We start from the raw sequence: 12,646 nt of genomic DNA, 5'->3' as shown, positions 1-12,646 counted from the left end.
CGTCTTCGTGCGAAATTCGGCTTATTGGGGGCGCATCACACGAAAAGAAGGTCGGGCACGATGAAGGCTGGGCCAAAGTGAAGAGCTGGGACGCGATCGTCATCGGCGGCGGGCATAACGGGCTGGTCAATGCCTGCTACCTGCAGCGTGCCGGGCTCGACGTGCTGGTCGTCGAGAAGAACGACTGGGTCGGTGGTGCCGCCACCAGCCGCGAGCTGACGCCCGGCTTCCTCTATTCCAACTGCTCCTATGTCTGCTCGCTGTTCCGCCCGGAGATCATGCGCGACCTCGAGCTGCCGCGCTTCGGCCTGCAGGTGATCTCCTATGAGGGCGGCGCGGTGTTCACCCGCGATGGCGACTATCTCGCCAACTACCGCGACCACGATGCCCACCGGCGCGAATTCGCGCGGTTCTCCAAACGCGATGCCGAGGCCTATGATCGTTATGCCCGCGACGTGACGCGGCAGTGCCGCTTCATCCAGCCGCTGCTGATGCGCACGGCGCCCGACCCGACCAGCCTGCGGCCGCGCGACCTTGGCGAACTGCTCTATCTCGGCAAGAAGTTCACGGGGCTCACTGCGGAGGAAATGGCGCTGACGCTGCGCTTCTGGACCATGTCGATCTCCGACTTTCTCGACGAATATTTCGAGACCGACGTGATCAAGGCGAATTTCGCTTTGTCCGGCATCATCGGCACCGCGCTCGGGCCGATGTCGCCCGGCACCGCCTATGTCCTGCTGCATCATTATATGGGCGAGGTCGACGGCTCGGTCGGCGCCTGGGGCTATGCGCGCGGCGGCATGGGCGCGGTCACCGAGGCGCTCGCCGCATCCTTCCAGGCTTCGGGCGGCACCATCCGTACCGGCGCCGAGGTCGACCATGTGCTGATCCGGCGCGGCAAGGCCAATGGCGTGGTGCTGGCCGGCGGCGAGGAAATATACGGCAAGCTCGTGGTTTCCAACGCCGACGTGAAGCGCACCTTCCTCAAGCTGGTCGAGGAAAAGGAATTGCCCGAGATTTTCCTGCGCCGGGTCAGGAATTTCAAGATCCGCGGCTCGTCAGGCAAGGTCAACATCGCGCTCGATTCACTGCCGGAATTCCCGGCGCTGCCGAAGGATTCGCCCGTCTATTGTGGCGACATGCATTTCACCGATTCGATCGAGCGCATGGAGCGTGCCTATGACGACTGGAAGGCCGGGCGCTGGTCGGCCGATCCTTTCCTCGACATGGTGATCCCGACGACGCTCGACCCGACCATGGCTCCACCCGGCAAGCATTTCATGAGCTGCTTCGTGCAATATGCGCCACCGAAGGTGGACGGCCGCGGCTGGACCGACGCCGACCGCGACGGCTTTGCCGAAAGCGTGATCGCGCAGATATCGGACTATTCGCCGGGCTTCCGCGACCGCATCGTCCACATGGAAGTGCGCACGCCGCGCGAGATCGAGGCCGAGGTCGGCCTCACCGAAGGCAATATCTTCCAGGGTGAATTGACCTTCGACCAGTTGTTGTTCAACCGCCCCGTGCCGGGCTACGCACAATACCGCTCGCCGGTCGATGGACTCTACATTTGCGGCTCCTCGACCCATCCCGGTGGCGGCGTCATGGGCGCGCCGGGCCGCAATGCCGCCGCCGAGATCCTGCGTGATCTCGCCAAGCCAAATCAGCATATGAGCCCGGCCCATGACGTCATCTGACAAATGGGATGTTGTCGTCATCGGCGGCGGCCATAATGGCCTCGTCGCCGCCGCCGTTCTGGCGAAGAGCGGCCGCAAGGTGCTGGTGCTGGAAGCCGCCGGCGAGGTCGGCGGCGCCGCGCGCACGGAGGAATTCGCGCCCGGATTTCGTGTTTCGTCGATCGCCCATCTGCTGAACCGGCTGCACCCCGATGTGGTGAAGGTATTGGAGCTGGAGAAGCACGGGCTGCAGGTCGCACGCGGCGACTTCGCGCCGTCGGTGGTGCTGGCGAAAAGCGGTCCGCCGCTTTTCCTGCATGGCGCCTATGGCGAGGTGCTGACCGGCACCAGTCCTGCCGAGCAGTCCGCCTGGAAGGAGTTGCGGGCACAGCTGCTGCGCTACGCCGGCATCCTGAAGCTGTTCTTGTCACGCCGGCCGCCCGATCTCGGCGCCATGTCGCTCGCCAACACGGCAGCGCTCGGCCAAACCGGACTGGCGCTGAAGAAGCTTGGCAAGGAGGACATGCGCGATTTCCTGCGCGTGCTGTTGATGAACGTTGCCGACCTGCTCGACGAGCAGCTTGCCGACGACCGGCTGAAGGGCCTGCTTGCCTTCGACGCTACGCTCGGCAGCCATCTTGGCCCGCGCTCGCCGACCTCGCTGCTCGGTCTCTATTACCGCCTGGCCGGCGAGACCGGCGGTTCCGCCGGCGCGCAGATGCTGCCGAAGGGCGGCATGGGCGCCGTCATAGCCGCCATTCGCGCATCGGCGCAACAGGCCGGCGTGACCATCCGCACCGCGACGCCGGTGGCAAAGATTATCGTCGAGAAGGGCCGCGCCGTCGGCGTGCTGCTCGACAGCGGCGAGGAAATCCGCGCGACAACGGTCGTGTCCGCCATCAACCCGGCGACGACCATGGTCGACCTTGTCGGCCCGCGTGAAGTCGACACCGGCTTCGTTCGCAAGGTCGGCAATATCCGCATGAAGGGCGATGCTGCGAAGCTCAATCTGGCGCTCGACCAGCCACCGCAATTCGTCGGCGTCGATGCCGCCGGCCACCGTGGCCGTCTCGTCATCGCGCCCTCGACCGATCATGTCGAGCGCGCCTTCAACCCGTCGAAATATGGCGAGTTCTCACCCGAACCGGTGATGGAGATCACGCTGCCCTCGCTGTCGGACGCCTCGCTCGCGCCCGAGGGGGCCTGCGTGCTGTCCGCGGTGGTGCAATACGCCCCCTATGCCTTGAAAGAGGGCTGGAGCGTCGGCAAGCCGAAATTCCTCAAAGTCTTGATGGCTGAACTCGAGGCTTATGCGCCGGGAATCGGCGGCAGCGTGCTCCATGCCGACCTGCTGACGCCGGCCGACATCGAGGCGCGCTACCGGATGCCGGGTGGGCACTGGCACCACGGCGAACTGCAGGCCGACCAGATGCTGATGTCACGGCCGATCTCCGGCTGGTCCGGCTACGACACGCCGGTGGACGGGCTGTTCCTTGCAGGCGCCGGCTCGCATCCGGGCGGCGGGGTCTCCGGCGTGCCGGGCCTGAATGCCGCAAGGCGCATCATTACGGTGAGGGGGTAGCTGTCATGGTGCAACGAGCCAAGACCGTGCTCCACGGCGAAAGAACGCCGTGATGAACCATCAGCCCATTGGCCCATCCGATGCCCGCATCGCGGCACAATCCCATTTCCGCAGTTTGCGCCTCGACACGCCGTTCCAGGCGCGCATTGATGCGCTGGCGAAGACGAACGACTGGTACAATTGGGCCGGCTATCGCGCCCCACATTCCCTATGGGACGAGGATCTCGAATATTTCGCCATCCGCAGCCAGGCCGCTCTGTTCGACATCTCGCCGATGACGAAGTACCGCATCGAGGGACCGGATGCCGAGACCTTCCTCGACCGCCTGACATTGCGCGACGTGACTAGGCTGAAGCCCGGCCGCGTCAACTACACCGCCTGGTGCGACGATCAGGGCTTTGTCCTCGACGACGGCACGTTGTTTCGGCTATCGCCGACACGGTTCCGGCTGTGCTCGCAGGAGCGGCATCTGCCGTGGCTTCTGGACAGCGCCATTGGCTTCGACGTGGCGGTTGAAGAAGAGACCGAAACCGTCGCCGGCCTCGCCTTGCAAGGCCCGACCTCCTTTGCCGTGCTGCGCGATGCAGGTTTTGCAGGTATAGAAAAACTGAAAATATTCGACCTCGCCGAGTTTCCGCATGACGGCGTCACCATCACCATCTCGCGCACCGGCTTCACCGGCGATCTCGGCTACGAGTTGTTCGTGCAAACGGACAAGGCGCTCAGCCTCTGGGATCGGCTGATGACGGCGGGCGAGCTGCGCGGCATCCGCGCCAGCGGCTACGCCGCATTGAACCGCGCCCGGCTCGAAGCCGGGCTGATCGTCGCCAATGCAGATTTCGTCACCGCCGAGCATGCCATCCGCGCCGATCGCCTGCGCATGCCGGACGAGATCGGCCTCGGCTTCATGGTCGACTTGGAAAAGGGTCATTTCAACGGCCGCCGCGCAATACTCCACGCACGGGCGAAGAAGCGTCTTCGCCATGTCCTGGTCGGGTTGCAGATCGAGGGCAATATCCCGGCCGAGCATGCGATCGTCTACCACAGGAAAAGCCAGGAGGTCGGGCTGGTCAGCGCCGCCATGTGGTCGCCAATGGCCAAGCGCAACATCGCCATCGCCTCGCTGACGCGGCCGTTCGGCGAGACCATCGTCGACGACCTCTGGGTCGAGATCTACGCCATGCGCGAACTGCAGTACCAGAAGCTGATGAAGCGGGCCAAAATCGTGGCGCGGCCGTTCGTCAGGCTCGACCGCCGCACCGCCAATCCGCCCGCGGATTTCTGAGCATGTCCGACGAAGCCGAACGTCATGAGGATGACGCCGAAGCCGCCGAACAGTGGCAGCTGGTCAACACGCCGCTCGGCGAAAAATGGTCGGGCCGCACCCGCTATGCAGCGGCCATGTTCTTCTACAAACGTGGCGAGATGAGCGCTGAAACGCTGGAGGTCTACCGCATTTGTGCGAGGCTGGACTCGACCGATCCGCTGCCGATCATCCGCGATCGCGGCATTGGCCAGGACTGGCTTAAACGCATAGGTTTTGAATAACTCGCCCTGGGGCGTGTTGAGATTCAGGTCAGGCCGAGTCGAAAATTGTGGGTTCCGAGAACCGGAGCGGAGCGTACTTTTGGGTGCCCTAGCCGATGGTCTTTTCCAGCATACTGAGCCAATTGCGATAGGCGATCTTCTCGATCAACGCGCGCCCGAAGCCGCGTGCTGCGAACGCGTCGAGCAGCTTCGGCAGGCCGGCAACGTCGCCGATCACGGCAGGAATCATGGCGCCGTCGAAATCCGAGCCGAGGCCAACGCCGTCTTCGCCCAGCGCCTGCAGCAGCGAATCGACATGGCGCACCATGATGTCGAGGCTGGTGTCGGCGTTCATCCTGCCGTCCTCACGCAGGAACCCGGTGGCGAAGTTCAGCCCGACCATGCCGCCCGAGTCGCGGATTGCGCCGAGCTGCCATTCGGTGAGGTTGCGCGAATGGCCGCAAATCGCGTGCACGTTGGAGTGGGTCGCGACCAGCGGTGCATCGCTGATTTCGACGACGTCGCGAAAACCTTTTTCGTTGAGATGCGAAAGATCGATCATGATCTTCAGCTGGTTGCAGGCTTTCACCAGCGCCTTGCCGGCATCGGTCAGCCCTGGCCCTGTATCGGGCGACGACGGAAAACGGAACGGCACGCCGTGGCCGAAGGCATTGGGACGGCTCCAGACGATACCGAGCGAACGCAGGCCGGCTGCGTGGAGGACGTCAAGCAGGGTGAGCTCAGGATCGATCGCCTCGACCCCTTCGATATGGAACACCGCCGCGATCGAGCCTTGCGTCATCGCCTTCCTCACGTCGCCGGCGCTGCGGCAAACGGTGAGCGCCGAAGCCCGCTCCAGCCTGAACAGGATCGAGGCCATCGCCATGGTGGAGTTGAGCGCATCGGCGCGCGGAACCTCGGGCGGCAAGGGCTCGCTGTCACTCGGCGCCAGCGGCACCGAGCCGCGTTTGGATTTCTCGACAGGCGGCGGGAAGATCGCGAACATGCCGCCGGCAAATCCGCCTTTCTTCGCGCGCGGCAGGTCGATATGGCCACCCGGCGTCCCCTCGACGAACAGCTTTTCGACGTCCGCATCCTTCGACTGGTAGAGCCTGAGCAGCGTATCGTTGTGGCCGTCGAAGACGGGAACGAGATCGGATTCGGTCATGGAGGGCCATTCGGTTGAAGTGGTCGGGCCGCAGACGGCGAGCCGGTTTGTTGGCAATACTTAGGCAAGACGGGCGCTCTTCGCAAATCCCGCATGTTGCCGCTGTGTTTGTACGCCTCCAATGGCCGAAGAGGCCCGCGGTAAAGCCGCGCACCCTTTCTCCTGTCATTCATCGATGGCTGTCTCTTACCGCTTCAGCACGTCCGCCCATTCCGGATGGCGACGGAACTGGGCATTGGCGAACGGGCAAAGCGGGATGATCGTTTTGCCCGCCGCACGCGCATCCTCGACGGCACGGGTGACCAGGCGAAGCCCCGCGCCCTGGCCGCGAAATGCATCCGGCACTTCGGTATGGTCGATGATGATCTGGTGCTCGCCGATCTTGGTGAAAGTCATCTCCGCCTCGGCGCCGCCCGGCCCACGCAGGAGATAGCGGCCCTTCGAGCCGCGGTCCTCCAGTTCGATCTCCGGCAATAGGTCAGACATGGCTTGCGGTCCTTTCGTCCGGCGCCACGGCGAACAACCGCCGCGCCGCCTCGATCTCGCTCGGCCGCACCTCATGGCCGCCGTCATGCCACTCGACTGTGACATCGGCGCCATCGGCGCGCAAATAGGCTTCGAGCCGCACCGTCAAATTAGGCGGACAGACCGGGTCCCGCCTGCCGGCGGTGACCAGGATGTGACTGCCGCCAAGGCTGCCCTTGACCTCCGGCTCGAACGGGATCAGCGGATGCATCAGCACCGTTGCGTCGAACAGCGACGGCTCGGCAAACAGCACCGAGGCCAGGATGTTGGCGCCGTTGGAGTAACCGAGGCCGAGCACCGAAGATGGCTTTGCCGCCTCGACATGTGCCTTGACGAAGCCGGCCATCTTCTCTGTCGCTCGCGTGAGGTCGCCCATGTCGTAGACGCCCTCGCCGGCGCGGCGAAAGAAGCGTGCAGCGTCTTGTTCCGAAACATCGCCGCGCGGAGCGACGATCGTCGCTTGCGGCACAAGATCGCGTCCAAGCGACAGAAGCTGGGCCTCGTCGCCGCCGGTGCCATGGAAGACGAAGAGCAGCGGTCCATCAGGCGAACCGGGCAGCACCTTGTGAATATACGAATCCTTACTCACGACGTTGCCCTCAGTCTTCCAGTTTCTGCAGATGCTGCTCGAGATAGGGCCGCAAATGCTGGTGTTGTGACGGCAGCTTCAGCGCCTCACCAAGATGGGCGGTGTCCTCGTCGCGGTCGAAGCCGGGCTCGTTGGTAGCGACTTCGAACAGCACGCCGCCCGGTGTGCGGAAGTAGATCGCCCAGAAATAGTCGCGGTCGATTACCGGCGTCACCTGATAACCGGTATCGAGCAGCGCCTTGCGCACTTCGAGCTGCTTGGCGCGGTTCTCGACGGCGAAGGCGACATGGTGGACCGAGCCGGCGCCGAGATTGGCGAAGCCGGCCCCTGGCAGCGATTCGATATCGACGACATCGGCGCCGTTGCCGTTCTTCACCGTTAGCCGCCTGACATTGCCGGACTTGTCGACCTCCTCATAACCCATGAATTTCAGCAGCTCTTCGGTGGCGCCACCATCTTTCAGCCTGAGCGACACTGAGTGAAAGCCGCGGATCGCCTCGTCAGTGGGAATGCCACCCTTGGCCCAGGGCGCTCGGCTGTCCGCTCTGTCCTCGACCAGCGCAAAACCGTCGCCGTCGGGACCGGCGAAGGCAAGACGCTTCTCGCCGAACGTCTCCTCGCGAGAAAGCCCTGTGACACCTTGCTCGGCAAACCGTTTCTCCCAATAGCCGAGCGTGCCCTCGGGCACCGAGTAAGTGGTTGTGCCGACTTCGCCGACTCCATGGCGGCCCTTGCCGATGTTGGGGAAGGGGAAATAGGTCATCACCGAGCCGGGCATGCCGACCTCGTCGCCGTAATAGAGGTGGTAGACGTCGGGCGCGTCGAAATTGACGGTTTTCTTGACCCGCCGCAGGCCGAGCGTCCCGGTGAAGAATTCATTGTTCTGGCGCGCGTCGCTGGCCATCGAGGTGACGTGATGCAGGCCCTTGACCTGGTCGAGCATGTTTCTGCTCCTTCCCTTGTACTGGTGCGGCCCTTGCCGCTGTCCACGCAAATATGAGGATCCGGCTCCTGGCTGCAAAGATGGCAAACACAGAATGGACTGTGCTGTTAAAGTGAACGATCAAACAGGTTTTGTTCACCATTCGTCAAACTGGACCGGCTTGCATATTCGCCGAAATTGCGCTCCATGAGCGACGTAGCCGGCATGAGGATATAGCGGTTGATTGGAAAACGCCCCAACATTCTCCTGATCACCTGCGACCAGTGGCGCGGCGACTGCCTATCGGCTGCTGGCCACAAGGTGGTAAGAACGCCGAATGCCGACGCGTTGGCTGCAGAGGGCATTCTTTTCAAGAAGCACTATGGCGGCGCCGCGCCTTGCTCGCCGGCTCGCGCCTGCCTCTACACCGGCCTCTACCAGATGAACAATCGTGTCTGCCGCAATGGCACACCGCTCGACGCCCGCCACGGCAACATAGCGCTCCGGGCGCGTGCCCTCGGCTATGAACCGACGCTGTTCGGCTATACTGATATGGCACGCGATCCGCGTACGCTGGCGCCTGGCGACCCGCAGCTGAAGAGCTATGAAGGCGTGCTGCCCGGCTTCACCGTACGTCAGCTTCTGCCCGAGCACCAGAAGCCTTGGCTGTCATGGCTCAAGGCGCGCGGCGTCGATGCCGGCGCCGGCTCCCCCGACATCCATCTCCCGGTGGGTGAAATCCCGGAAAACGACGGCGGGGTTAGCAACGCCCCGCCCGTCTATTCGAAGGACGAAACGCCGTCGGCCTTCCTGGCCGGCGAATTTATCCGCTGGCTCGGCGAACAGGAGCGCGATGCGCCGTGGTTCGCGCACCTTTCCTTCATCAGTCCTCACCCACCCTTCATCGTGCCGGCGCCTTACAACGCCATGTACGATCTGGCCATCGGTCCAGCTTTTGACCGCGCCGAAAGCTGGCAGGCCGAAGCAGCAAGCCACCCTTATCTCGCCTATGAACTTGACCGGCAGGAACGGTCGAAATTCCGGCCCGGCTCGGAGGGCAAGGTGCGCGACTGGGGCGACGATAATTTTCGCCGCATCCGGGCGCTTTATTACGGCATGATCTCGGAGAGCGATGCGCAGCTTGGCCGGGTCTGGCAAGCAGTCAAGGCGGCCGATGCATGGGACGACACCGTCATCGTGCTGACCTCCGACCACGCCGAGATGATGGGCGACCATTTCATGCTGGGCAAGGGCGGCTTCTTCGACGGCAGCTTCCATATTCCGCTGATCATTCGCGATCCGCGCCGCCGAAAGGCTGTCGGCAGCAGCGTCGACCGCTTCACCGAGGCGGTGGATTTGGCGCCGACCTTGCTCGAGCTCACTGGCGGCGAAGTGCTGCCGCATCTCGACGGCCGCTCGCTGGCGCCTTTCCTGGACGCGACGGAGCCGGACGCCTGGCGCGACGCGGCCCATTGGGAGTTCGATTTCCGCTCGATCGCGGATGGTGATGCCGAACGGTATTTTGGCATCGGTCAACGCCAGTGCAATCTCGCCGTCATCCGTACGGAAAAGTACAAATATGTGCATTTCGGCGGTGGCCTGCCGCCCTTGCTCTTCGACCTCGAGAAAGACGCCGGCGAGGTGACCAGCGTCGCGGACGACCCAGCCTATCGGCCGGCGCGGCTGGAACTTGCCGAAAAGCTCCTTGCCTGGCGGGCCGAGCATCTCGACCAGTCGCTGGCGCTCGCCGAATTGACGCATGACGGCGTTACCGGCCATGTCGCGGGCCTGCCTTTTGCGTCGACATGAGAAAGCCCGCGCCGTTGCCGGCGCGGGCTTACCTGTCGACTGAGATGCAGCTTACCGCATGATCATGCGCTGTTTGTCGCGGTTTTGCGCATAGCTGCCCTTGTCATAGGCGGCCTGCGCCTCGAGCTGCTCCTTGGTGAAGTTCGTGTAGAGATAGCGCTTGCCGTTCTTGTCGGTCATGAATTTCAGGTTGTCCATACCGACTGCCACCTCCTTCTCGCCGACGCCGAGGAAGCCGCCGACGTCGATGATGACTGCGTCGACCTTCTTGTCGCCGCTCAGCACGACGTCGCCGATCTCGCCGACATTGGCATCATTGGCGCCGTAAACGGTTGTTCCAACCAGATCCTCGGCCCGGATTTCGCCTATCGGCATTTCAGTCAGCGTCGACTTGTCGATCGAGCCGGTCTTGGTCTGGTCGGCCGCGGAATTAGCCGTAGGCGCCGGCGCCGGGGCATTTTGAGCCGTTTTACTGGCTTGGTCAGTGTTGCTGGTGGTCGCGGTGCTGGCCGTCACGGTAGGCGTGACGGTGGCAGGCGCATTAGCCGCGGCATCGTTCGACGCAGTGGTTGCCGGGGCCGGATCATAGGCCTTGCGGTTGAAGTCCGGCTGTGCCTGCAGCTCTTCCTTGGTCGTTTGCGCGACCAGCCAGCGATCGCCGTTCCTCTCGGCCCACTGTGCCTTGTCGAAATCATAGGCGACGTTCTTTTCGCCGATGCCGAGGAAGCCGCCGACACCGATGATCAGCGATTGCGCCTTGGCTTCCTTGTTGATGACGATGTCGTTTACGTCGCCGATGTTCTGGGCGTCGTCGCCGGTGCCGTTATAGACGGTCTCGCCGATGATATTGGTGGCGAGATTGCCTTCGGCGCGCTTCACCGGCTCAGCCGGCGCGGCAGGCGCCGGGGTTGTATTTTGCGCGCTGGTGGAAGGGGCGGCAGGCGCCGCATTATCCGCCGAAGCTGGTGGCGGCGGCGGATCGTAAGGCCTCCGGTCGAAATCCGGCTGAGCCGTCAGTTCATCCTTCGTTGTTTGCGCTATCAGCCAACGGTCGCCATTTCTTTCGGCCCATTGCATCTTTTTGTAGTCGAAAGCGACGTTCTTGGTTCCTATGCCAAGAAAACCGCCGACGCCGATGACGACGGATTTTACCTCGCCGCGCTCGTCGAAGACGACGTCGCTGATGTTGCCGATATTCTGGGCATCGTCGCCGGTGCCATTATAGACGGATTCGCCGATGATGTTGGTGACAAGGCTGCCCTCGGCACGTATCGCCGGAGCGGTATCCTGGGCGGCGGGTGGTTGCGCCGGCGCCGGGGTCGTCGCCGATTGCGCAAATGCACCCGTCGCAATCAATGTTGCGACTGCTGTCGTGGTTAAAAGGGTGCGGATCATCTTAGTGTCTCCTCGTCGGTGATTTCGTGCACGCCCTGCCCGCCTGGCGTCACTGCGGGCGCAGCGTCTTCTGCATGTTCACAACGTTGTGACCACACTGTTGTTCCGAAAAAAGCCGCGGTGCACCCGGTGCGATGTCAATGGTTCTCGGATTCGCCGCGCTGGTCGAACGGAACATTTTCTCGGCCGCCCCGTTCCACTCCCGGCTGGGCCCCCGTCCCGGCCCGATAGGTGCTGGAAAATGGAACGGCCATGCGGTTTGCAGCGGTGCTGAACAAGGACGGGGGCACCCTGCGCACCATCGATCTTGAGGCCTTCGCCAGCCGGATGCGCGGCACGCTTGAGACTGCCGGCCACTCGATCGATATCGAAATCGTCGCCGGCAAGGATATCGTCGCCACGCTGGACGGCGTAACTTCCAGGCGCGGCATCGACGTCGTGCTGGCGGGCGGTGGCGACGGCACCATTTCGGCCGCGGCAGCCCGTTTGATGAATGGGGAGAAGGCGCTGGCAATTCTGCCGGCTGGCACAATGAACCTTTTTGCGCGCGGCCTCGGTATTCCGCAGACCCTCGATGCGGCACTGAAATCGTTTGCGGACGGCGAGGTGATGGCGATTGACATTGCAACAGCCAACGGCCGGCCTTTCGTGCATCAATTCTCGATCGGCATGCACGCCAGGATGGTGCAACTGCGCCAGAAGATGGAATTCGGCTCGCGGCTGGGGAAGATGCGTGCCTCGGTGCGAGCCGCTTGGGCAACGATCAACAATCCACCGGCGATGAACGTAACGCTGACGGTCGGTGAGGCCGAGATCAGAACCCGGATCACCGGTATCGGCATCACCAACAATCTGTTCGGCGAGGGCCACCTGCCCTATGCCGACGATCCGGCAGGCGGCGTGCTGGGCATCTATGTCACCGTGGCACGGCGGCGCGGCGAATTGATCAGGTTCCTCTTTGACGTCGCCCGTGGGAAATGGCGCGGCAACGAGCATGTCGAAATCCATCAGGCAAACCGCGCCGTTTTGAAAATCCATTCGACGAACAGGAAAGTTCAGGCCGTCATGGACGGCGAACTCGTAAAGCTCGATCGCGAGACGACCGTCGAAATCCATCCGCGCGCGTTGAATGTTCTCGTCCCGGCGCGCGCCGCCGAGGCAAAGGTTGCCTGACGTGAGGTAGCGTGATGTGGGGTTGCGTGATGCGGGTTGGCACGAGAGATGGAGAGAGTCTAGCCGCTGGGTGTGTTGCCCTGCTCGGTCTTAGGCGTCTCGATCATCCAGCCGTAGATTTCGGCGACGCCCCAGGCGATAAAAGCCAGCAACAGCGCGGCGATCAGGATACGAAGGACATGCTGACCCCGCCGCCCTTGACGGGCTTTGTTTTCAGGAACGATTTTTGGCATGGTCTGGCTCCATATTTGGCGCCGGCAGGCGGAGCTAGCGGGGCATT

Annotated in this window: 12 protein-coding genes; 6 read left to right on the top strand and 6 right to left on the bottom strand. The window is 63.2% G+C overall.

The window, feature by feature from the left end; genetic code table 11:
- Positions 1 to 77: 77 nt before the first annotated feature.
- Genes NKJ09_RS08075 through NKJ09_RS08060 form a run of 4 tightly spaced genes read left to right on the top strand, consistent with a single transcriptional unit; the run spans position 78 to position 4,806 of the window.
- Entirely contained in the window at positions 78 to 1,697 is a 1,620-nt protein-coding gene (locus NKJ09_RS08075; RefSeq protein ID WP_352494202.1) for a phytoene desaturase family protein, read from the top strand.
- Positions 1,684 to 3,258 (top strand): phytoene desaturase family protein, encoded by a 1,575-nt coding sequence (locus NKJ09_RS08070; RefSeq protein ID WP_352480845.1) that lies wholly within the window; start codon positions 1,684 to 1,686, stop codon positions 3,256 to 3,258. Before NKJ09_RS08075 ends, NKJ09_RS08070 begins: the two co-directional genes overlap by 14 nt.
- Before the next feature lie 52 nt (positions 3,259 to 3,310).
- Positions 3,311 to 4,543 carry an aminomethyl transferase family protein gene (locus tag NKJ09_RS08065; RefSeq protein WP_352762578.1) on the top strand — a complete coding sequence of 411 codons (1,233 nt, stop codon included), beginning with the start codon at positions 3,311 to 3,313 and terminating at the stop codon, positions 4,541 to 4,543.
- Between the two features lie 2 nt (positions 4,544 to 4,545).
- Positions 4,546 to 4,806: a hypothetical protein gene (locus tag NKJ09_RS08060; protein WP_023720906.1), complete on the top strand. Its 261-nt coding sequence runs from the start codon at positions 4,546 to 4,548 to the stop codon at positions 4,804 to 4,806.
- An 88-nt stretch (positions 4,807 to 4,894) separates the two neighbouring features.
- Here NKJ09_RS08060 and NKJ09_RS08055 read toward each other — a convergent pair whose 3' ends face one another.
- The 4 genes from NKJ09_RS08055 to NKJ09_RS08040 all read right to left on the bottom strand — a co-directional run bounded on the left by NKJ09_RS08055 (position 4,895) and on the right by NKJ09_RS08040 (position 8,010).
- Positions 4,895 to 5,953 carry a dipeptidase gene (locus tag NKJ09_RS08055; protein WP_352480847.1) on the bottom strand — a complete coding sequence of 353 codons (1,059 nt, stop codon included), beginning with the start codon at positions 5,951 to 5,953 and terminating at the stop codon, positions 4,895 to 4,897.
- Positions 5,954 to 6,139: 186 nt separating this feature from the next.
- Positions 6,140 to 6,439, bottom strand: coding sequence for a GNAT family N-acetyltransferase (locus NKJ09_RS08050; RefSeq protein WP_352476216.1), 300 nt, complete (start codon positions 6,437 to 6,439; stop codon positions 6,140 to 6,142).
- Complete coding sequence (locus tag NKJ09_RS08045; protein ID WP_352480848.1) at positions 6,432 to 7,067, bottom strand: alpha/beta hydrolase; 636 nt, start codon at positions 7,065 to 7,067, stop codon at positions 6,432 to 6,434. Before NKJ09_RS08045 ends, NKJ09_RS08050 begins: the two co-directional genes overlap by 8 nt.
- Positions 7,068 to 7,077: 10 nt before the next feature.
- Positions 7,078 to 8,010, bottom strand: a complete 933-nt coding sequence (locus NKJ09_RS08040; RefSeq protein ID WP_352494201.1) for a VOC family protein — start codon at positions 8,008 to 8,010, stop codon at positions 7,078 to 7,080.
- Between the two features lie 219 nt (positions 8,011 to 8,229).
- Between NKJ09_RS08040 and NKJ09_RS08035 the strand changes: the two genes are divergently transcribed.
- Positions 8,230 to 9,798, top strand: a complete 1,569-nt coding sequence (locus tag NKJ09_RS08035) for an alkaline phosphatase family protein (RefSeq protein ID WP_023720911.1) — start codon at positions 8,230 to 8,232, stop codon at positions 9,796 to 9,798.
- Positions 9,799 to 9,849: 51 nt separating this feature from the next.
- Here NKJ09_RS08035 and NKJ09_RS08030 read toward each other — a convergent pair whose 3' ends face one another.
- Positions 9,850 to 11,193, bottom strand: coding sequence for a PRC-barrel domain-containing protein (locus NKJ09_RS08030; RefSeq protein WP_352494200.1), 1,344 nt, complete (start codon positions 11,191 to 11,193; stop codon positions 9,850 to 9,852).
- A gap of 252 nt (positions 11,194 to 11,445) precedes the next feature.
- Here NKJ09_RS08030 and NKJ09_RS08025 point away from each other — a divergent pair, with 252 nt between their 5' ends.
- On the top strand, positions 11,446 to 12,366 hold the full coding sequence (locus NKJ09_RS08025; protein WP_352494199.1) for a diacylglycerol/lipid kinase family protein: 921 nt from the start codon (positions 11,446 to 11,448) through the stop codon (positions 12,364 to 12,366).
- Between the two features lie 59 nt (positions 12,367 to 12,425).
- Here the strand turns inward: NKJ09_RS08025 and NKJ09_RS08020 are convergent, their stop codons facing one another.
- Positions 12,426 to 12,599 (bottom strand): hypothetical protein, encoded by a 174-nt coding sequence (locus NKJ09_RS08020; protein WP_023720914.1) that lies wholly within the window; start codon positions 12,597 to 12,599, stop codon positions 12,426 to 12,428.
- Positions 12,600 to 12,646 lie beyond the last annotated feature (47 nt).

The sequence above is a fragment of the Mesorhizobium sp. M0189 genome (assembly GCF_040322135.1).
Lineage (GTDB): Bacteria > Pseudomonadota > Alphaproteobacteria > Rhizobiales > Rhizobiaceae > Mesorhizobium.
The sequence above is the reverse complement of the archived record's forward strand: the minus strand, read 5'-3'. Positions and strand labels throughout refer to the sequence as shown.

Coding starts and splice junctions, on each gene's coding strand:
- NKJ09_RS08060 (WP_023720906.1), top strand. CDS start 4,546: ATGTCCGACGAAGCCGAACGTCATGAGGATGACGCCGAAGCCGCCGAA.
- NKJ09_RS08070 (WP_352480845.1), top strand. CDS start 1,684: ATGACGTCATCTGACAAATGGGATGTTGTCGTCATCGGCGGCGGCCAT.
- NKJ09_RS08040 (WP_352494201.1), bottom strand. CDS start 8,010: ATGCTCGACCAGGTCAAGGGCCTGCATCACGTCACCTCGATGGCCAGC.
- NKJ09_RS08025 (WP_352494199.1), top strand. CDS start 11,446: ATGCGGTTTGCAGCGGTGCTGAACAAGGACGGGGGCACCCTGCGCACC.
- NKJ09_RS08030 (WP_352494200.1), bottom strand. CDS start 11,193: ATGATCCGCACCCTTTTAACCACGACAGCAGTCGCAACATTGATTGCG.
- NKJ09_RS08055 (WP_352480847.1), bottom strand. CDS start 5,953: ATGACCGAATCCGATCTCGTTCCCGTCTTCGACGGCCACAACGATACG.
- NKJ09_RS08020 (WP_023720914.1), bottom strand. CDS start 12,599: ATGCCAAAAATCGTTCCTGAAAACAAAGCCCGTCAAGGGCGGCGGGGT.
- NKJ09_RS08065 (WP_352762578.1), top strand. CDS start 3,311: ATGAACCATCAGCCCATTGGCCCATCCGATGCCCGCATCGCGGCACAA.
- NKJ09_RS08050 (WP_352476216.1), bottom strand. CDS start 6,439: ATGTCTGACCTATTGCCGGAGATCGAACTGGAGGACCGCGGCTCGAAG.